The following is a 15,043-nucleotide window of genomic DNA, read 5'->3' as shown; positions in this document are numbered from 1 at the left end:
ACATGTTCGAGAAAATGCAGCGAGCGTTCTGGAAAGCGTTGACGCCGGATCTGTTGGTGGATGAGCCGAAGGCAGTAGCTCAGCCTGTTTCTGGGCTGGCGCCGGATATCGTCGCCGCGCTGGGTGGCATGGATAACCTCAAGTCGCAGGGGCCTGTGGCGCTGACTCGGGTCAGGGTGGAGCTGCGGGATGTGACGCAGATGAATCGGCAGGCATTGAATGTCGCAGGTGTGCCGGGCGTGATGGTGCTGGATGACGGGGTGGTTCATCTGATCACCGGCCTCCAGCCATAACCGATCCCCTGTGGCGAGGGAGCTTGCTCCCGCTCGGCTGCGAAGCAGTCGTAAAACCAGCCAACGCAATATCCCTGGTGCGATGCGATTGTTGGATACAGGGCCGCTTCGCAACCCAGCGGGAGCAAGCTCCCTCGCCACAGATGCTTTGTCAGCCTTGCTGTCCCTGTGTCCCATTGCCGCCCCACCCTTACTGTTTCTCAACCGCAGGTGTATCGTATTCGCCTTTTACAGGCCTTCGGGCCTGTCGCTGATACGTGAGGTAGTTGAGTTCATGTCCTTTACCCGTCGCCAAATCCTCGGTGGCCTGGCCGGTCTTGTTGTCGTTGGTGTCGGAGCGGGGGGCGCGTCGCGGTACTGGCTGGGCAAGATGGCCGACGCTGACGCCGGCCATGACTATGAGCTGATCGCGGCACCGCTGGACGTCGAACTGGTTGCCGGGCACACGACCGAGGCCTGGGCGTTCGGCCCATCGGCGCCGGGCACTGAACTGCGGGTTCGTCAGGGTGAATGGCTACGGGTACGGTTCATCAACCACCTGCCGGTAGCGACCACCATTCACTGGCATGGCATTCGCCTGCCACTGGAAATGGACGGTGTCCCCTACGTTTCGCAATTGCCGGTGCTACCGGGCGAGTACTTTGACTACAAATTCCGCGTGCCGGACGCCGGCAGTTACTGGTATCACCCGCACGTGAACAGCAGCGAAGAACTCGGCCGCGGCCTTGTCGGTCCACTGATCGTCGAAGAGCGTGAACCCACCGGTTTCAAATACGAGAAAACCCTGAGCCTCAAGAGCTGGCACGTCGATGACGAGGGGGCTTTCGTGGCCTTCAGCATTCCTCGCGAAGCCGCCCGTGGTGGCACGGCGGGACGCCTGTCGACCATCAACGGTGTCTCGCAAGCGGTTATCGACTTGCCCGCCGGGCAAATCACCCGCGTGCGCGTGCTCAACCTTGATAACACGCTGACCTATCGCCTCAACATTCCCGGCGTCGAAGCGCAGATCTACGCGCTGGACGGCAATCCCGTGGAGCCGCGCCCAATGGGCAAGGAATACTGGCTCGGCCCGGGCATGCGCATCTGCCTGGCGATCAAGGCGCCGCCCGCCGGTGAAGAATTGTCCCTGCGCAACGGCCCGGTTCGCCTGGGCACGTTGCGCTCGGTGGCGAATACTGAGGCCCCCACCGAATGGCCGCCCGCCCTGCCGGCCAACCCGGTGGCCGAGCCCGACCTGGCCAATGCCGAGAAACTCAACTTCAATTTCGAATGGGTGGGCTCGGTGTCGGTCAACGTCGACAACGGCAAACCGCCTAGCCTGTGGCAGATTAACGGCAAGGCTTGGGACATCACGGACAAGACCTGCGCCGACCGCCCGATTGCCAAGCTCGAAAAGGGCAAGAGCTACATTTTCGAATTGAAGAACATGACTCAGTATCAGCACCCGATCCACCTGCACGGCATGAGTTTCAAAGTCATCGCCTCGAACCGGCACAAGGTCATTCCGTACTTCACCGACACCTACCTGTTGGGCAAGAACGAGCGCGCGCGAGTGGCGCTGGTAGCGGATAATCCCGGCGTGTGGATGTTCCATTGCCATGTGATCGACCACATGGAAACCGGCCTGATGGCCGCCATCGAGGTGGCCTGATGCGTCAGATACGTCCCGCCGCGATCATCGACCGCAGCCGTGATCGCGACTACATGCGCGAAGCCCTGGCCCTGGCCGCACAAGGCGCGGCGCTGGGTGAAGTGCCGGTGGGCGCGGTGCTGGTGCAAGACGGCGAGATCATCGGTCGCGGCTTCAATTGCCCGATCAGCGGCAACGACCCGAGTGCCCACGCCGAAATGGTGGCGATCCGCGCCGCAGCATTGGCCGCCAGCAACTATCGTCTGCCGGGCAGCACGCTGTACGTAACCCTTGAGCCATGCAGCATGTGCGCGGGGCTGATCGTGCATTCGCGGATTGCGCGGGTGGTGTATGGCGCTCTGGAGCCGAAAGCGGGGATTGTGCAGAGTCAGGGGCAGTTTTTTACCCAGGGCTTCTTGAATCACCGGGTGCTGTATGAAGGTGGGGTGTTGGCGGATGAGTGTGGGGCTGTACTCAGCGAGTTCTTCAAGGCCCGCCGCGCCAAACCCGCAGACTAAACACTGAACCCTGTGGGAGCGGGCTTGCTCGCGAATGCGGATTAACATTCAACAGATTTGTTGACTGATCTACCGCTTTCGCGAGCAAGCCCGCTCCCACAGGGGGATCTTTTTTGGGAGGGAGATCGGGTGTTTACTTGCGGGCCACGATGACCGCCCGCATCGGTGCCGGCAGCCCTTCAATCGTCTTGCTGTGATCCTGCGGATCCAGAAAATCACTCAACGACTGGTACTTCATCCATTCCGTCCCGCGCTGTTCCTCGACCGTGGTCACGCTCACGTCGACACAGCGAACATCCGTAAACCCGGCACGCCGCAACCACAATTCCAACGCCGGCACCGACGGCAGGAACCATACGTTGCGCATCTGCGCATAACGGTCTTCCGGCACCAGCACCTGTTGCTGATCACCTTCGATCACCAACGTCTCCAGCACCAGTTCGCCGCCCTTGACCAGGCAATCCTTCAGCGCCAGCAAATGCTCGATCGGCGAGCGACGGTGGTAGAACACGCCCATGGAAAACACCGTGTCGAAGCCTTCCATGTTCGGCGGCAGGTCTTCGAAAGGGAACGGCAGGTGCCAGGCATTGGGTTCTGACAGGTAACGCTGCACCGCCTGGAACTGGCAGAAAAACAGCCAGTTCGGGTCGACACCGATTACGCTGTCGGCGCCAGCACCGAGCATACGCCACATGTAGTAACCATTGCCGCACCCCACATCGAGGATGCGTTTGCCCTTCAGGTCCAGGTGCGGCGCGACCCGCGACCACTTCCAGTCCGAACGCCATTCCGTGTCGACGTGTACACCAAACAGATCAAACGGCCCTTTGCGCCAAGGCGACAACCCCATCAACGCGGTACGCATTTGCGCACGGGTCTCAACGTCGCAATCGGTGTCCAGTGTCAGGCCATTGAGCAAATCAACTTCACTCGGCTGAATCTTCGGCAACGCATCCAGCGCACTTTGCCAGCGCTCCAGGTCGCCATGGCCCTTTTCCATTTTCTTGTCGAGTTGCGCTTGCAGGGTGTTGGCCCATTCGGCCAGCGGCGTGCCAGCCAGACGGCGGGCGAGGGGGGACAGATCAATCATGGCAAGGCAATCAACGAGGCAAAGTTAAGACACTGGAACCACGGCACGACTTTCGAGAACCCGGCCGCCAACAGGCGCTCGCGGTGTTCTTCGAGGCTGTCGGGCTTCATGACGTTTTCGATGGCGCTGCGCTTCTGGGCGATTTCCAGTTCGCTGTAGCCGTTGGCGCGTTTGAACGCGACATGCAAATCAGTGAGCAGCGCATGTTCTTCGAGGTCGTTGAAGCGCAGTTTCTCCGAGAGGATCAACGCGCCGCCGGGCAGCAGCGACTGGCGGATGCGCGAGAGCAACGCGGTGCGCTGGTCCGGGGCGATGAATTGCAGGGTGAAGTTCAGCGCCACCACCGAGGCGGGCTGGAAGTCGAGGGCGAGGATATCGCCTTCGATCACTTCCACGGGCAGCAACTCCTGGAACATCGAGTCCTGACCGTTGAGGTATTCGCGGCAACGTTCGACCATTGCCGCAGAGTTATCCACAGCGATGACGCGGCAACCGTCGGTGCGCACGTGACGGCGTAACGCCTGAGTCACGGCGCCCAGGGACGAGCCGAGGTCGTAGAGCACGCTGTTGGGCTGGGCGAATTGCGCGGCGAGCACGCCGAGGTTCTCGACGATGGTCGGATAACCCGGCACCGAGCGCTTGATCATGTCCGGGAACACCCGCACCACGTCCTCGTTAAAGGCGAAGTCGGGCACCTGGGCCAAAGGCTGGGCGAAAAGGCGATCGGGTTCTTTGCTCACGGCGGTTCCAGCGGCGTAGGTGGAAAAGGCCGGCATTTTAGCCAAATTGACGGGGGGATGCGCGGGTTGTCTGATAAACCGCTGGGCTGATTGGGTTTGCGGGATTGAAAGGCTGTTGTGGCGAGGGAGCTTGCTCCCGCTCGGCTGCGAAGCAGTCGTAATGTCTGTGAGCACGGTGAACCTGAAGTAATACAGAGGAGCGCTGCGCACTCCAGCGGGAGCAAGCTCCCTCGCCACAGGGCTCAGCGCGATTTCGGGCCAAACGCCGACGCCGCAATCCCCCATTGCCCCAGCCAGTAACTGAGGATGATCACATAGGGTGCCGCTTCGAACGGCAGCACGAATCGATTGATGCCAATCACGCTGTCGGAAAACACAAACGCCACCGCACCGGCCGCCGCCAACAGCGCCGAGCGTTTGGGTACTTCGGTCCCGAGCCGGGCCAGCGCCCGCCAGAGCATTGCGCTGATGGCCAAGCCGTAGACAATCACCGGAATCAACAACGGGCCCAGTCCGTGGGAAATCAAAATCCCCAACAGCACCGCGCCAACCCCCAAGGCCATCACCAGTGGCAACAACGCCAGCCGCCGGCAATCACTCAAGTAAGCCTTCAGATAGGCCAGGTGGGCGACCAAAAATGCCCCAAGGCCAAACACAAACAAATCCCCGGGCCACGCCAGCAACACATCGCCGAGCAGGGAGAAAATCAATCCGAGGCTGATCCAGCGCCGATACTCACTGGGCGGCGCATCGTGCAACCAGCCGAGCAGGGCCAGTACCGGCAACGGTTTGACCAGCAGGCAAAGCAGCGCGGCATGCACGCTCAAACCATACAGAAAGGTCACTGCGCCCATCAGCGCCAGAATCAGCCAGCCCACGATCAGTTGACCACGATCGAGCAATCAAAGGTTTTCACTGCCGGCACCTCCGGTGCCCATGGCTGTGAATAGGTCAAACGCAACCGGCCTGTACCGGTGGCAAACGCCTGAAAGCGCCAGGTCGAAATGCCCGCACTGCCGACGATTCCGGCGTCTTCCGGGTTGCTGTACACCTCGGGGCTGAGCGCATGCAACACGCCACCGGCCGAATCCTGGATCGACCAGCGATAGCCCGTGGTCGGGTTGCTCGGCAGGGTCAGGATCAGGTTCTGTCCGTTGCGCATCTGCAGCGGGCATTCGCCTTGTTTTTCCACGGTCACGTTCTGTTTCGGTTGCGTGGCGCAGGCAGCCAGCAGGGAAAGGGCGAGGGGGACAAACAGGCGAGTGGGGGACATAAGGTCAGCGGCTCCGGCGTTCACGACGAACGGCGAGCATAACTGAAGATGAGACAAATTGTGACAACGACGGGGGAGTCGGCGGTGTGAGTGCCGACGTCTTCGCGAGCAAGCCCGCTCCCACAGAGTGTGCGATCCGTAGGAGCGAGGCTTGCCCGCGAGGGCGATGGTGAAGGCACTACATGACTATCAGAACAGGATTTTCGCCACATCCGCAAAGCGCTTGGCAAAGTGCACGGTTATCCCTTCCTTCAGATAGTCCGGCAACTCGTCAAAGCTCCCACGGTTAGGCTCCGGCAGGATCAATTCAAAGATCTTCTGCCGCCGCGCCGCGATCACCTTCTCGCGCACCCCGCCAATCGGCAGGACATGCCCGGTCAGCGTCAGCTCTCCTGTCATGGCCACGCCTTTTTTCGGCGCCTGGTTGCGGGCGAGCGAGAGCAGGGCGCTGGCCATGGTCACGCCGGCGCTCGGACCGTCTTTCGGGGTAGCGCCTTCCGGGACGTGCAGGTGGACGAAGGCTTCGTCGAAGAACTTCGGATCACCGCCAAACGACTTCAGGTTGGAGCTGACGTAGCTGTAGGCGATTTCCGCCGACTCCTTCATCACGTCGCCCAGTTGCCCGGTGAGTTTGAAGCCACGGTTGAGCGTGTGAATGCGGGTCGCTTCGATCGGCAGCGTCGCGCCGCCCATGCTGGTCCAGGCCAGCCCGGTGATGACGCCGGTGCCGGACAGCACTTGCTCGTTACGGAACACCGGATGGCCGAGCGAGGCTTCGAGGTCTTTCGGACCGATTTTGATCACCGCTTTCGGCTCGTCGATCAATTTCACCACGGCTTTGCGCACCAGTTTGCCCAGTTCCTTTTCCAAGTGGCGCACGCCGGCTTCACGGGCATAACCGTCGATCAAGGCTTTCAACGCGCTGTCGCTGATGCTCAGACTGCCTTTGGACACGCCGGCCTTTTCCAGCTGCTTGGGCCACAGGTGGCGCTTGGCGATGGCGATTTTTTCTTCGGTGATGTAACCCGACAGGCGAATCACTTCCATCCGGTCCAGCAATGGGCCGGGAATCGAGTCCAGGGTGTTGGCGGTGCAGACGAACAGCACTTTCGACAGGTCCAGACGCAGGTCCAGGTAGTGGTCGAGGAATTCGACGTTCTGTTCCGGGTCCAGCGTTTCCAGCAGCGCCGAGGCTGGGTCGCCCTGGTAGCTTTGGCCCATCTTGTCGATTTCGTCGAGCATGATCACCGGGTTCATCACTTCGACGTCTTTCAACGCCTGGACGAGTTTGCCCGGCTGCGCGCCGATGTAGGTGCGGCGGTGGCCCTTGATCTCGGCTTCGTCGCGCATGCCGCCGAGGCTGAAGCGGTAGAACGGCCGGCCGAGGGATTCGGCGATGGACTTGCCAACGCTGGTTTTACCCACGCCCGGCGGGCCGACCAGCAGGACGATGGAGCCGCTGATCTCGCCTTTATAGGCACCGACCGCGAGGAACTCGAGGATGCGGTCCTTGATGTCGTCGAGGCCAGCGTGGTGTTTGTCTAGCACCTTGCGCGCGTGCTTGAGGTCGAGTTTGTCCTCGCCGTACACGCCCCACGGCACCGAGGTCGCCCAGTCGAGGTAATTGCGGGTGACCGCGTACTCCGGCGAACCGGTCTCGAGGATCGACAGCTTGTTCATTTCCTCTTCGATGCGTTTTTGCGCCTGGGCCGACAGGACTTTGCCTTTCAGGCGCTGCTCGAACTGTTCGATGTCGGCGCTGCGGTCGTCTTTGGTCAGGCCCAGCTCTTGCTGGATGACCTTGAGTTGTTCTTTGAGGAAGAACTCGCGCTGATGCTCGCCGATCTTGCGGTTAACTTCAGCGGAAATCTCTTTCTGCAATCGCGCGACTTCGACTTCCTTGCGCAGCATCGGCAGGACTTTTTCCATGCGCTTGAGCATCGGCACGCAGTCGAGCACTTCTTGCAGTTCGCTGCCGGTGGCCGAGGTCAATGCGGCGGCGAAGTCGGTCAGCGGCGACGGATCATTAGGGCTGAAGCGGTTGAGGTAGTTTTTCAGCTCTTCGCTGTACAGCGGGTTGAGCGGCAGCAGTTCCTTGATCGCGTTGATCAGCGCCATGCCGTAGGCCTTGACCTCGTCGGTCGGCTCGGTGGGCTGGTGCGGGTATTCGACTTCCACCAGGTACGGCGGGCGATGGTGCTTGAGCCAGGTTTTGATGCGCACCCGGGTCAGGCCTTGGGCGACGAATTGCAGTTTGCCGTTTTCGCGACTGGCGTGGTGCACTTTGACCAGGGTGCCGTACAGCGGCAGGGCCGAGGTGTCGAAATGGCGCGGGTCTTCCTGGGGCGTGTCCATGTAGAACAGGGCCAGGGAGTGGTGGTCGGATTTGCTGACCAGATCCAGGGTTTCAGCCCACGGTTCTTCATTGACGATGACCGGCAGCACTTGGGCCGGGAAGAACGGGCGGTTGTGGATCGGGATGATGTAGACCTTGTCCGGCAGGTTCTGGCCGGGCAGGGCGAGGCCTTTGCCGGTGGAGTGGTGTTCGGCGTTCTCTGGGTCGGCGTATTCGCTCGGGTCTTCGGGGAATTCTTGCTGGTCGCTCATGGGGCACCTGCGCAATGGGGTATGGGTCTTAGATGGGGCAGGTGGGGGGTGGTTTCAATGGCGGGGGATATTTCTGGGTGTGTGTTCAGGGTTTGGACAGGTGCTTTTGACTTGGCGGCCTTTGGGCCGACCATGTTCTTGGTGGTTGTGTGCATATCCGTTTCTGCGGTAACGGCGGCTGGTGGTTTCGCCCTTACGGCGACTCACTTTTTTTACAAACGCCTAAAAAAAGTAAGCAAAAAAACGCTCGCCCCAAGCGTCCGGCCCCTCGCTTGGGCTCGGCGTACCTTCGCTCCGGTATCCATCCGGGGACACTGCCCTCCGGTCTGCTTCGCGACGACCTACATGCAGCGTGTTCGACTGCGTCGAACGGCGCTACGCGCCACTCCCCGGATGAACACCTCCACTCAGCCTCCCGAAAGGGGCGGGTGGATCAAGATCAAGAGCTGCAGGCGAGCTAACGCTCGGCCTGTTGAGTGGTGAGAAGCGGATGTACGCCGGGCCCTTGTAGGAGCGAGGCTTGCCCGCGAAGGCGGCCTGACAGCCGACCATTATCTTGCTGATCCACCCAATTCAATTGTGGGAGTGAGCCTGCTCGCGATGGCGGAGAGTCAGACGACATTGATGTTGAATGACACACCGCCTTCGCGGGCAAGCCTCGCTCCTACAGGGGATCAGCTGTGCGGTTGAGGTTTTGGTAGGGCGACGTTATCCAGCATCCGATTCACCGCCAGTTCGGCCAGCATGACGATCTGCTGGATTGCCATCGCCTTGTGCCGATGCGGCCCTTCCAGATAGTCCGCGAAATCACTCGCCATCACACTGGCCTGGGCCAACGATTCGCAGGTGTGGGCCAGCAGGTCTTCGTCTTTGATGTCCGGTGCAATCAGAAACATGGTGCTGGGTTTGCGGATGGCAGGGGACTTGAGGGAGGCGGGGTTGAGGTAGTGATCCAGTGCGCGCTCGGCGGCTTCGTTGAGTTTTTTGGAATCGAGGGATTCGTAGGGGGAAACATCGTCGGTTTGCGGGGGATTCGGGGTTTCTTTGAACATGGTGAAGCTCCATTCGGGGACAGGGAGTCCGCCACGACTGCGACCAAGCAGTTGGGTGGCGAACCGTACGCAGGTTGGTCGACCAGGGAATGGAACCCGGCAGGGCCGAAGCCCTCCCACGCACAGCTCGCCATGAAGCAAGCACGAAAAGTGCGCCATTCTAAACCTGGGCGACCAAACCCGGCCGCTGAATTTGCAGCGACCACAAAAGCCTATCCCTCCGGCTTCTGACACGACAACCGATAGAACTTGTCGGAATCCTCCTCCAGAACAGCAACGGCAGTAGGACGTACGCACAGTTTCTTCAGGCCAACCGAGGTCAAATGTGGGAGCGGGCTTGCTCGCGAAGGCTGTTTAACATTCAACATAGAAGTTGTTTGAAACACCGCTTTCGCGAGCAAGCCCGCTCCCACATTGGATCTGCAGTGTGGCGAAAATGGCGGCCACAAAAAAGGCGACTCCTTCGCAGGAGTCGCCTTTCCTTTATCTGTCGCTACAACTTATTCCGACAGTTTGTACGCAATCACATAGTCACCTTGCTTGGTGCCCAGCGACCCGTGACCACCTGCAACAACAAGCACGTATTGCTTGCCGTCCTTGCCGGTGTAGGTCATCGGCGTGGTTTGCGCGCCGGCGGGCAGGCGGCCTTCCCACAGTTGCTTGCCGTTTTTCACGTCATAGGCGCGCAGGTACTGGTCGAGGGTGCCGCTCAGGAAGCCAACGCCGCCAGCAGTGACGAAGGTACCGCCCAGGCTAGGCACGCCCATGCTCAGCGGGATCGGAACTGGCGAGCTGTCGCGCACGGTGCCGTTTTTGTGTTTCCAGATGATTTTGCTGGTGGTCAGGTCGACCGCAGCCACATAACCCCAGGCGGGCGCCTGGCATGGCAGGCCCACAGGCGAGAGCAGGGGTTCGAGGATGACGCCGTAGGGCGCGCCTTTGTTTGGCTGCACGCCTTCGGTTTCGCTTTTACGCGGGCCTTGGGCGGCGATTTCGGCGGCCGGGATCATTTTCGATTTGAACGCCATGTAGTCCGGGTTCATGAAAGCAATCTGACGCACCGGGTCAACCGAGATGCCGCCCCAGTCGAACACGCCGAAGTTGCCTGGATACACGATCGAACCTTGCAGCGATGGCGGCGTGAACGGGCCTTCGTAGCGCATGGATTTGAAGTCGATCCGGCAGATCAGTTGGTCGAACGGGGTTACGCCCCACATGTCGCGCTCTTGCAGCGGCGGCGGCATCAGGTTGAGGTCGGATTTCGGTTGGGTCGGCGAGGTGTGATCGCCTTCGACAGCACCCTGGGGAACGGGCACTTCGTTGATCGGCACGATCGCCTTGCCGGTGCTGCGGTCCAGCACGTAGATGCTGCCTTGCTTGGTGGAGACGAGTACCGCTGGCTTTACGCCGTCAGCGGTTTTCAGGTCCATCAGGGTTGGCTGGCCGCCGACGTCCATGTCCCAGAGGTCATGGTGGGTGAGCTGCATGTGCCAGCGCACCTGGCCGGTTGCGATGTCGAGGGCGGTCAGGCCGGCGGCGTGCAGTTCCGATTCAGGGGTGCGATCGCCACCGAACTGATCCGGGGTCTGGTTGCCCATCGGCAGGTAAAGCATGCCGAGTTTTTCGTCGACGGCGAACATGGACCACATGTTCGGCGAGTTACGGGTGTAGACCTGGCCTTCGGCGATCGGCGTGGTGTCGTCCGGGTTGCCGCTGTCCCAGTTCCACACCAGTTTGCCGGTGTGCACGTCGAACGCGCGGATCACGCCGCTAGGCTCGTCGGTGGAGACGTTGTCGGTGACGTGGCCGCCTATCACCACCAGGTCTTTAGTGACCGCTGGAGGCGAGGTGGAGTAGTAACCGCCGGCGTTGAAGCCGCCGATGTTGGCGCGCAGGTCGACCTGGCCTTTGTCGCCGAAGTCTTCGCACATCTTGCCGGTATCGGCGTCGAGGGCGATCAGGCGGGTGTCGGCAGTCGGCAGGAAAATCCGGCGTGGGCAAACGGTGCTGATCGGTGCGGGGCTGGCGCTGCCGGTCGGGCTTTGCTCAGACGCGTAGGCGGCATCATCGTGATAGGTCACACCACGGCAGGTCATGTGCGCCCAACCCTTGAAGTTCGCCGCGTTTTGCGTGGAGAGCTTCGGATCGAACCGCCAGATTTCCTTGCCGGTGTCCGGGTCCAGCGCGATCACCTGGCTGTGCGGCGTGCACACGTAGAGCATGCCGTTGACTTTCAGCGGGGTGTTTTCGGCGGTGGTTTCACCTGGGTCGTTCGGCCCTGGCAGGTCACCGGTGCGGTAGGTCCAGGCTGGAACCAGCTTGTTTACGTTTTGCGGAGTGATCTGCGTCAGTGGCGAATAACGATCGCCGTGAGCGCTGCGACCGTAGGAATTCCAGTCACCGTCGGGCATGGCCGGGGCGGTGTTGGTCATGCCGGGGACGTTGTCGCGGTCCAGTTCGCCTTTGATTTCACCGGGGTTGGTGAACTGGCTGGCCAGTGCTGTAACGCCCGCAAGTACCACAGCAACGCTCAACGCGCCGGTGCCCATCGGCGCAGCGCCTTCACGCAGCAACGGACGGCGGAACCACGGCAGCAACATGACGATGCCCAGCGCAAACAGCATCGCCAGACGCGGCACCAGTTGCCACCAATCGAGCCCGACTTCCCACAAGGCCCACACGGTACTGGCGAACAGCACCAGTGCGTAAAGGCCCAGTGCAGCGCGGCGCGCCAACATCAGCAGCACGCCGGTCAGCGTCAGGCCGATACCGGCCAGCAGGTAATACAGCGAGCCGCCGAGCATGCTCAGCTTGATCCCGCCGGCCAGCATGGCCAGGCCCATTAGCAGAAGCAGAATGCCGAGCAGGGTCGGCAGTAGACGGCTTCGACTCAAAGCACCATCAGTGCTCATAGTGTGGTTCTCCGTGACGTTTCAAGTTGTCCCGCGCAAGTTCACTGTAGATGACGATCCTGTGCGGGCATGGTTCAGATAAAAATGGTTCGGCTGACGCGATCCCTGTAGGAGCGAGCCTGCTCGCGAAAGCGGTGGGACAGTCGGCATTGATGCTGAGGCTGACGGCCCCTTCGCGAGCGGGCTCGCTCCTACAGGGGATTTTCGGTGTTGGTTAGAAGGATGACTGGATTTTTATCCCGCCTATCAGCGCGTCATCGACCTTGTCCACGCCACCGGGATGGCGGATGTATTGCAGGTTCGGGCGCACGGTCAGCCAGTTCGTGACGTGCACGCCGTAATAGAGTTCGGCGCTGTATTCGGTGTCCTGGGGCGGCAGGAACGAGGGGTCGTCGTAGTCATACACGGCGCGGGCCTGATTGGTCGCTTCGGCGTTCTTGCGATAGGCCGGGTTGACGTGCACCCGGGCGAGGGCAAAGCCGATGTCGTCTTTGGCGCGAGCATCGAAGAACCCTTTGTAGACGACGCCGGCCTGGACATAGTTGTCGATGGCGTTGGTCTTTTTGTCGTGCATCGTGCCGTTGGCGAACACGCTCAGGCCGCGCGAGTTGTCGCTGGCACGGCTGGTGATTTGCTGCTGCACACCCAGCCACACGCCGTGCTTGCTCGACGCGCTGCGGTAAGCCTCGCCGCTCAGGGCGGCGGGCTGACCATTGCTGTCCTTGTAGGCATCCGTGGCCTTGGCGTTGCTGTAGTAATAACCGGCGCGGTATTCGCCCGGCAGGCCGTTGAGCTTGGGTGACCACACCAGTTCGACCGGCAAAATCGCGCCCTGGGTGCCGCTGCCGCTGAGCTTGAAGCCGTTGTCGCGATCAAGGTTCGACGGGTTCTGTTCATACGCGCCGATTTGCGCGTAGAGCTCCGGCGTCAGGTGGTATTTCACGCGCATCGCCCACTGGCTGACGGGCCAGTTGTACCAGATGCCGCCGACCCAGTTACCGACCTGCGAGCCGCAAAACGCCAGGTTCTGGAAGTCGCACGGGAAGCTGTTGAAGTCTTCGCCTTCGCCGAAACGGCCGACCTTGATGTCGAGCTTCTGGTCGAAGAATTTCTGCTGATACCACATCTGCGTCAGGCGCCAGGTCTGCCCACGGCCCCAGACTTCCTGAGCCGAGGTGAAGCCGCTGACGCGCGGGTCGTTGATCCGGTCGTTGCTGATGTTGTTGCCATTGCGCTCGGTGATGGTCAGCTGAAATTCAGCGTCATTCCAGCCGAGGATTTTCTGCAAATCCAGGTGCGTGCCGAAACCAAACTGGTCGCTGTAGCGTGCGGTGCGATCGTGGTCGTAGCCGCCGTGCAGATTGCTGCCCATTTCGCCGGTGTAATCGACTTTGAAGTCGTAGCCTTTTTCCGAAAGTTCGGTGCGCGTGCCGTTCCAGTCGCCGAGCATCCAGGGCGATTCACTATCGAAGGCGGGAGCGGCCTGGGTGCACGTGGCCAGGCTCAACACGGTGAACCCACCGATCAGGTTCAGAGTTTTTCGACCGGCAATAGCGGTGCAGACAGCGCTGTCTCGCGGAGTTGGGAAATCAGGCATAGAGAAGGAATTCTTGATCTTTTTCTGGGGGATGAACGGAAAGCGGCACTATGTCGCGGGAAGATGAAGCGTTTCAGCTTGACGGGCGCAAGGATAGTGTCCTGTTACAAATAGAGAAAGCGCTTTTAGTGACATGAATTATTTCGTATTTGGTAACAGTGCCGGGCAGCGATCTGTTCAAGGTCACCTACATTTACCAGAGAGCGCACAGAGCGCTTCCACCCGGCCACACCCTCGGCTAAGGTGCGCGGCTTCCAATCCTTTCATCGCTCAAAGGCCCGGCATGACCGAACAGAACAACAACCCGCTGCACGGCGTGACGCTGGAGCAAATCCTCAACGCCCTGGTGGAACATTACGAATGGTCAGGCCTGGCCGAGCGCATTGATATCCGCTGTTTCAAGAGTGACCCGAGCATCAAGTCGAGCCTGACCTTCCTGCGCAAAACCCCGTGGGCGCGGGAGAAGGTCGAACGCCTGTACGTGAAGCTGATGCGCACCAAGCGCCCGCTCTGAACATGGGCACCCTGTCTACGCCAGGTTCTGCCGCGAGGCGTCGTTTTGTGGCGGTGGCCGCCGTGCTGGGCTGGGCCGGGCTGGCCATTCAGTTGTACTTGATTCTGTACTCACGCTGGACGCTGCAAGCCAGTTTGCTGGGTGGGCTGCTGAGCTTTTTCAGCTACTTCACCGTGCTGACCAATATGCTGGTGGCGGTGGTGCTGACCTGTGAGTGGACCCCTCGCGAGTCGGCGGCGCGCCGCTGGTTTTTGCAGCCGTGGGTCAGCAGCGCCATTGCCGTGAGCATCGTGGTCGTCGGTCTGGCGTACAGCCTGTTGTTGCGCCACTTGTGGCATCCCGAAGGCTGGCAGTTTCTGGCCGATGAGCTGATGCATGACGTCATGCCGCTGCTGTTTCTGGCGTATTGGTGGTGGTGCGTGCCCAAAGGCACCTTGCGCCTGCGGCATATCGGCCTGTGGGTCATTTATCCGCTGGTGTACTTCGCCTATTCATTGCTGCGCGGGCACGAGTTGGCGGTTTATCCCTATCCGTTCATTGATGTCGGCACGCTGGGTTATCCACAGGTGTTTTTGAATGCAGCGGGATTGTTGGTTGGGTTTGTGGTGATCGCCTTAATTATTATCGCGTTGGACAGGTGGCGTGGTCGGTGAATACTGAGGGTGATGTGAAGGGCTTTTGTGGCGAGGGAGCTTGCTCCCGCTCGGCTGCGAAGCAGTCGTAAATCAACATACACGGTGTTTCAGTAAAATTCGGTTGCTGGTTTTAGCACTGCTGCGCAGCGCAACGGGAGCAAGCTCCCTCGCCACACTATCGA

Annotated in this window: 13 protein-coding genes; 5 read left to right on the top strand and 8 right to left on the bottom strand. The window is 60.7% G+C overall.

Annotated features, from left to right (window positions below):
* Window positions 1–2: 2 nt before the first annotated feature.
* The 3 genes from ACA051_RS23825 to tadA all read left to right on the top strand — a co-directional run bounded on the left by ACA051_RS23825 (window position 3) and on the right by tadA (window position 2,441).
* Window positions 3–293, top strand: coding sequence for a PTS sugar transporter subunit IIB (locus tag ACA051_RS23825; protein ID WP_497372169.1), 291 nt, complete (start codon window positions 3–5; stop codon window positions 291–293).
* Between the two features lie 274 nt (window positions 294–567).
* Window positions 568–1,944, top strand: a complete 1,377-nt coding sequence (locus tag ACA051_RS23820; RefSeq protein ID WP_497372167.1) for a multicopper oxidase family protein — start codon at window positions 568–570, stop codon at window positions 1,942–1,944.
* The gene (gene tadA, locus ACA051_RS23815) at window positions 1,944–2,441 is read left to right on the top strand and encodes a tRNA adenosine(34) deaminase TadA (protein ID WP_497305201.1); all 498 of its coding nucleotides are present in this window, start codon (window positions 1,944–1,946) and stop codon (window positions 2,439–2,441) included. The genes ACA051_RS23820 and tadA overlap by 1 nt, the downstream gene beginning before the upstream one ends.
* A 133-nt stretch (window positions 2,442–2,574) precedes the next feature.
* On the opposite strand, the gene cmoB is transcribed toward tadA, so the two are convergent.
* From cmoB to ACA051_RS23775, 8 genes are all read right to left on the bottom strand, one after another.
* Entirely contained in the window at window positions 2,575–3,531 is a 957-nt protein-coding gene (cmoB, locus tag ACA051_RS23810; protein WP_497305199.1) for a tRNA 5-methoxyuridine(34)/uridine 5-oxyacetic acid(34) synthase CmoB, read from the bottom strand.
* Window positions 3,528–4,307: a carboxy-S-adenosyl-L-methionine synthase CmoA gene (gene cmoA / locus ACA051_RS23805; protein WP_497372165.1), complete on the bottom strand. Its 780-nt coding sequence runs from the start codon at window positions 4,305–4,307 to the stop codon at window positions 3,528–3,530. The genes cmoB and cmoA overlap by 4 nt, the downstream gene beginning before the upstream one ends.
* Before the next feature lie 206 nt (window positions 4,308–4,513).
* The gene (locus ACA051_RS23800) at window positions 4,514–5,149 is read right to left on the bottom strand and encodes a lysoplasmalogenase (protein WP_497375627.1); all 636 of its coding nucleotides are present in this window, start codon (window positions 5,147–5,149) and stop codon (window positions 4,514–4,516) included.
* 2 nt (window positions 5,150–5,151) lie between these two features.
* Window positions 5,152–5,544 (bottom strand): protease inhibitor I42 family protein, encoded by a 393-nt coding sequence (locus ACA051_RS23795; protein ID WP_497305195.1) that lies wholly within the window; start codon window positions 5,542–5,544, stop codon window positions 5,152–5,154.
* Between the two features lie 189 nt (window positions 5,545–5,733).
* Window positions 5,734–8,151 (bottom strand): endopeptidase La, encoded by a 2,418-nt coding sequence (gene lon / locus ACA051_RS23790; RefSeq protein WP_497305193.1) that lies wholly within the window; start codon window positions 8,149–8,151, stop codon window positions 5,734–5,736.
* A gap of 674 nt (window positions 8,152–8,825) precedes the next feature.
* The gene (locus ACA051_RS23785) at window positions 8,826–9,203 is read right to left on the bottom strand and encodes a DUF6124 family protein (RefSeq protein ID WP_497372163.1); all 378 of its coding nucleotides are present in this window, start codon (window positions 9,201–9,203) and stop codon (window positions 8,826–8,828) included.
* A gap of 500 nt (window positions 9,204–9,703) precedes the next feature.
* Entirely contained in the window at window positions 9,704–12,115 is a 2,412-nt protein-coding gene (locus ACA051_RS23780) for a glucose/quinate/shikimate family membrane-bound PQQ-dependent dehydrogenase (RefSeq protein WP_497305190.1), read from the bottom strand.
* 214 nt (window positions 12,116–12,329) lie between these two features.
* Entirely contained in the window at window positions 12,330–13,712 is a 1,383-nt protein-coding gene (locus ACA051_RS23775) for a carbohydrate porin (RefSeq protein WP_497372161.1), read from the bottom strand.
* Between the two features lie 283 nt (window positions 13,713–13,995).
* On the opposite strand from ACA051_RS23775, the gene ACA051_RS23770 reads away from it, so the two are divergent.
* Window positions 13,996–14,226, top strand: a complete 231-nt coding sequence (locus ACA051_RS23770; protein ID WP_007903672.1) for a VF530 family protein — start codon at window positions 13,996–13,998, stop codon at window positions 14,224–14,226.
* A 2-nt stretch (window positions 14,227–14,228) separates the two neighbouring features.
* Window positions 14,229–14,879: a Pr6Pr family membrane protein gene (locus tag ACA051_RS23765; RefSeq protein WP_497372159.1), complete on the top strand. Its 651-nt coding sequence runs from the start codon at window positions 14,229–14,231 to the stop codon at window positions 14,877–14,879.
* Window positions 14,880–15,043: the final 164 nt, after the last annotated feature.

It is taken from the genome of Pseudomonas sp. LBUM1669 (assembly GCF_059695705.1).
Note: the sequence above shows the minus strand (reverse complement) of the source record. Positions and strands in the feature narration are given on the sequence as shown.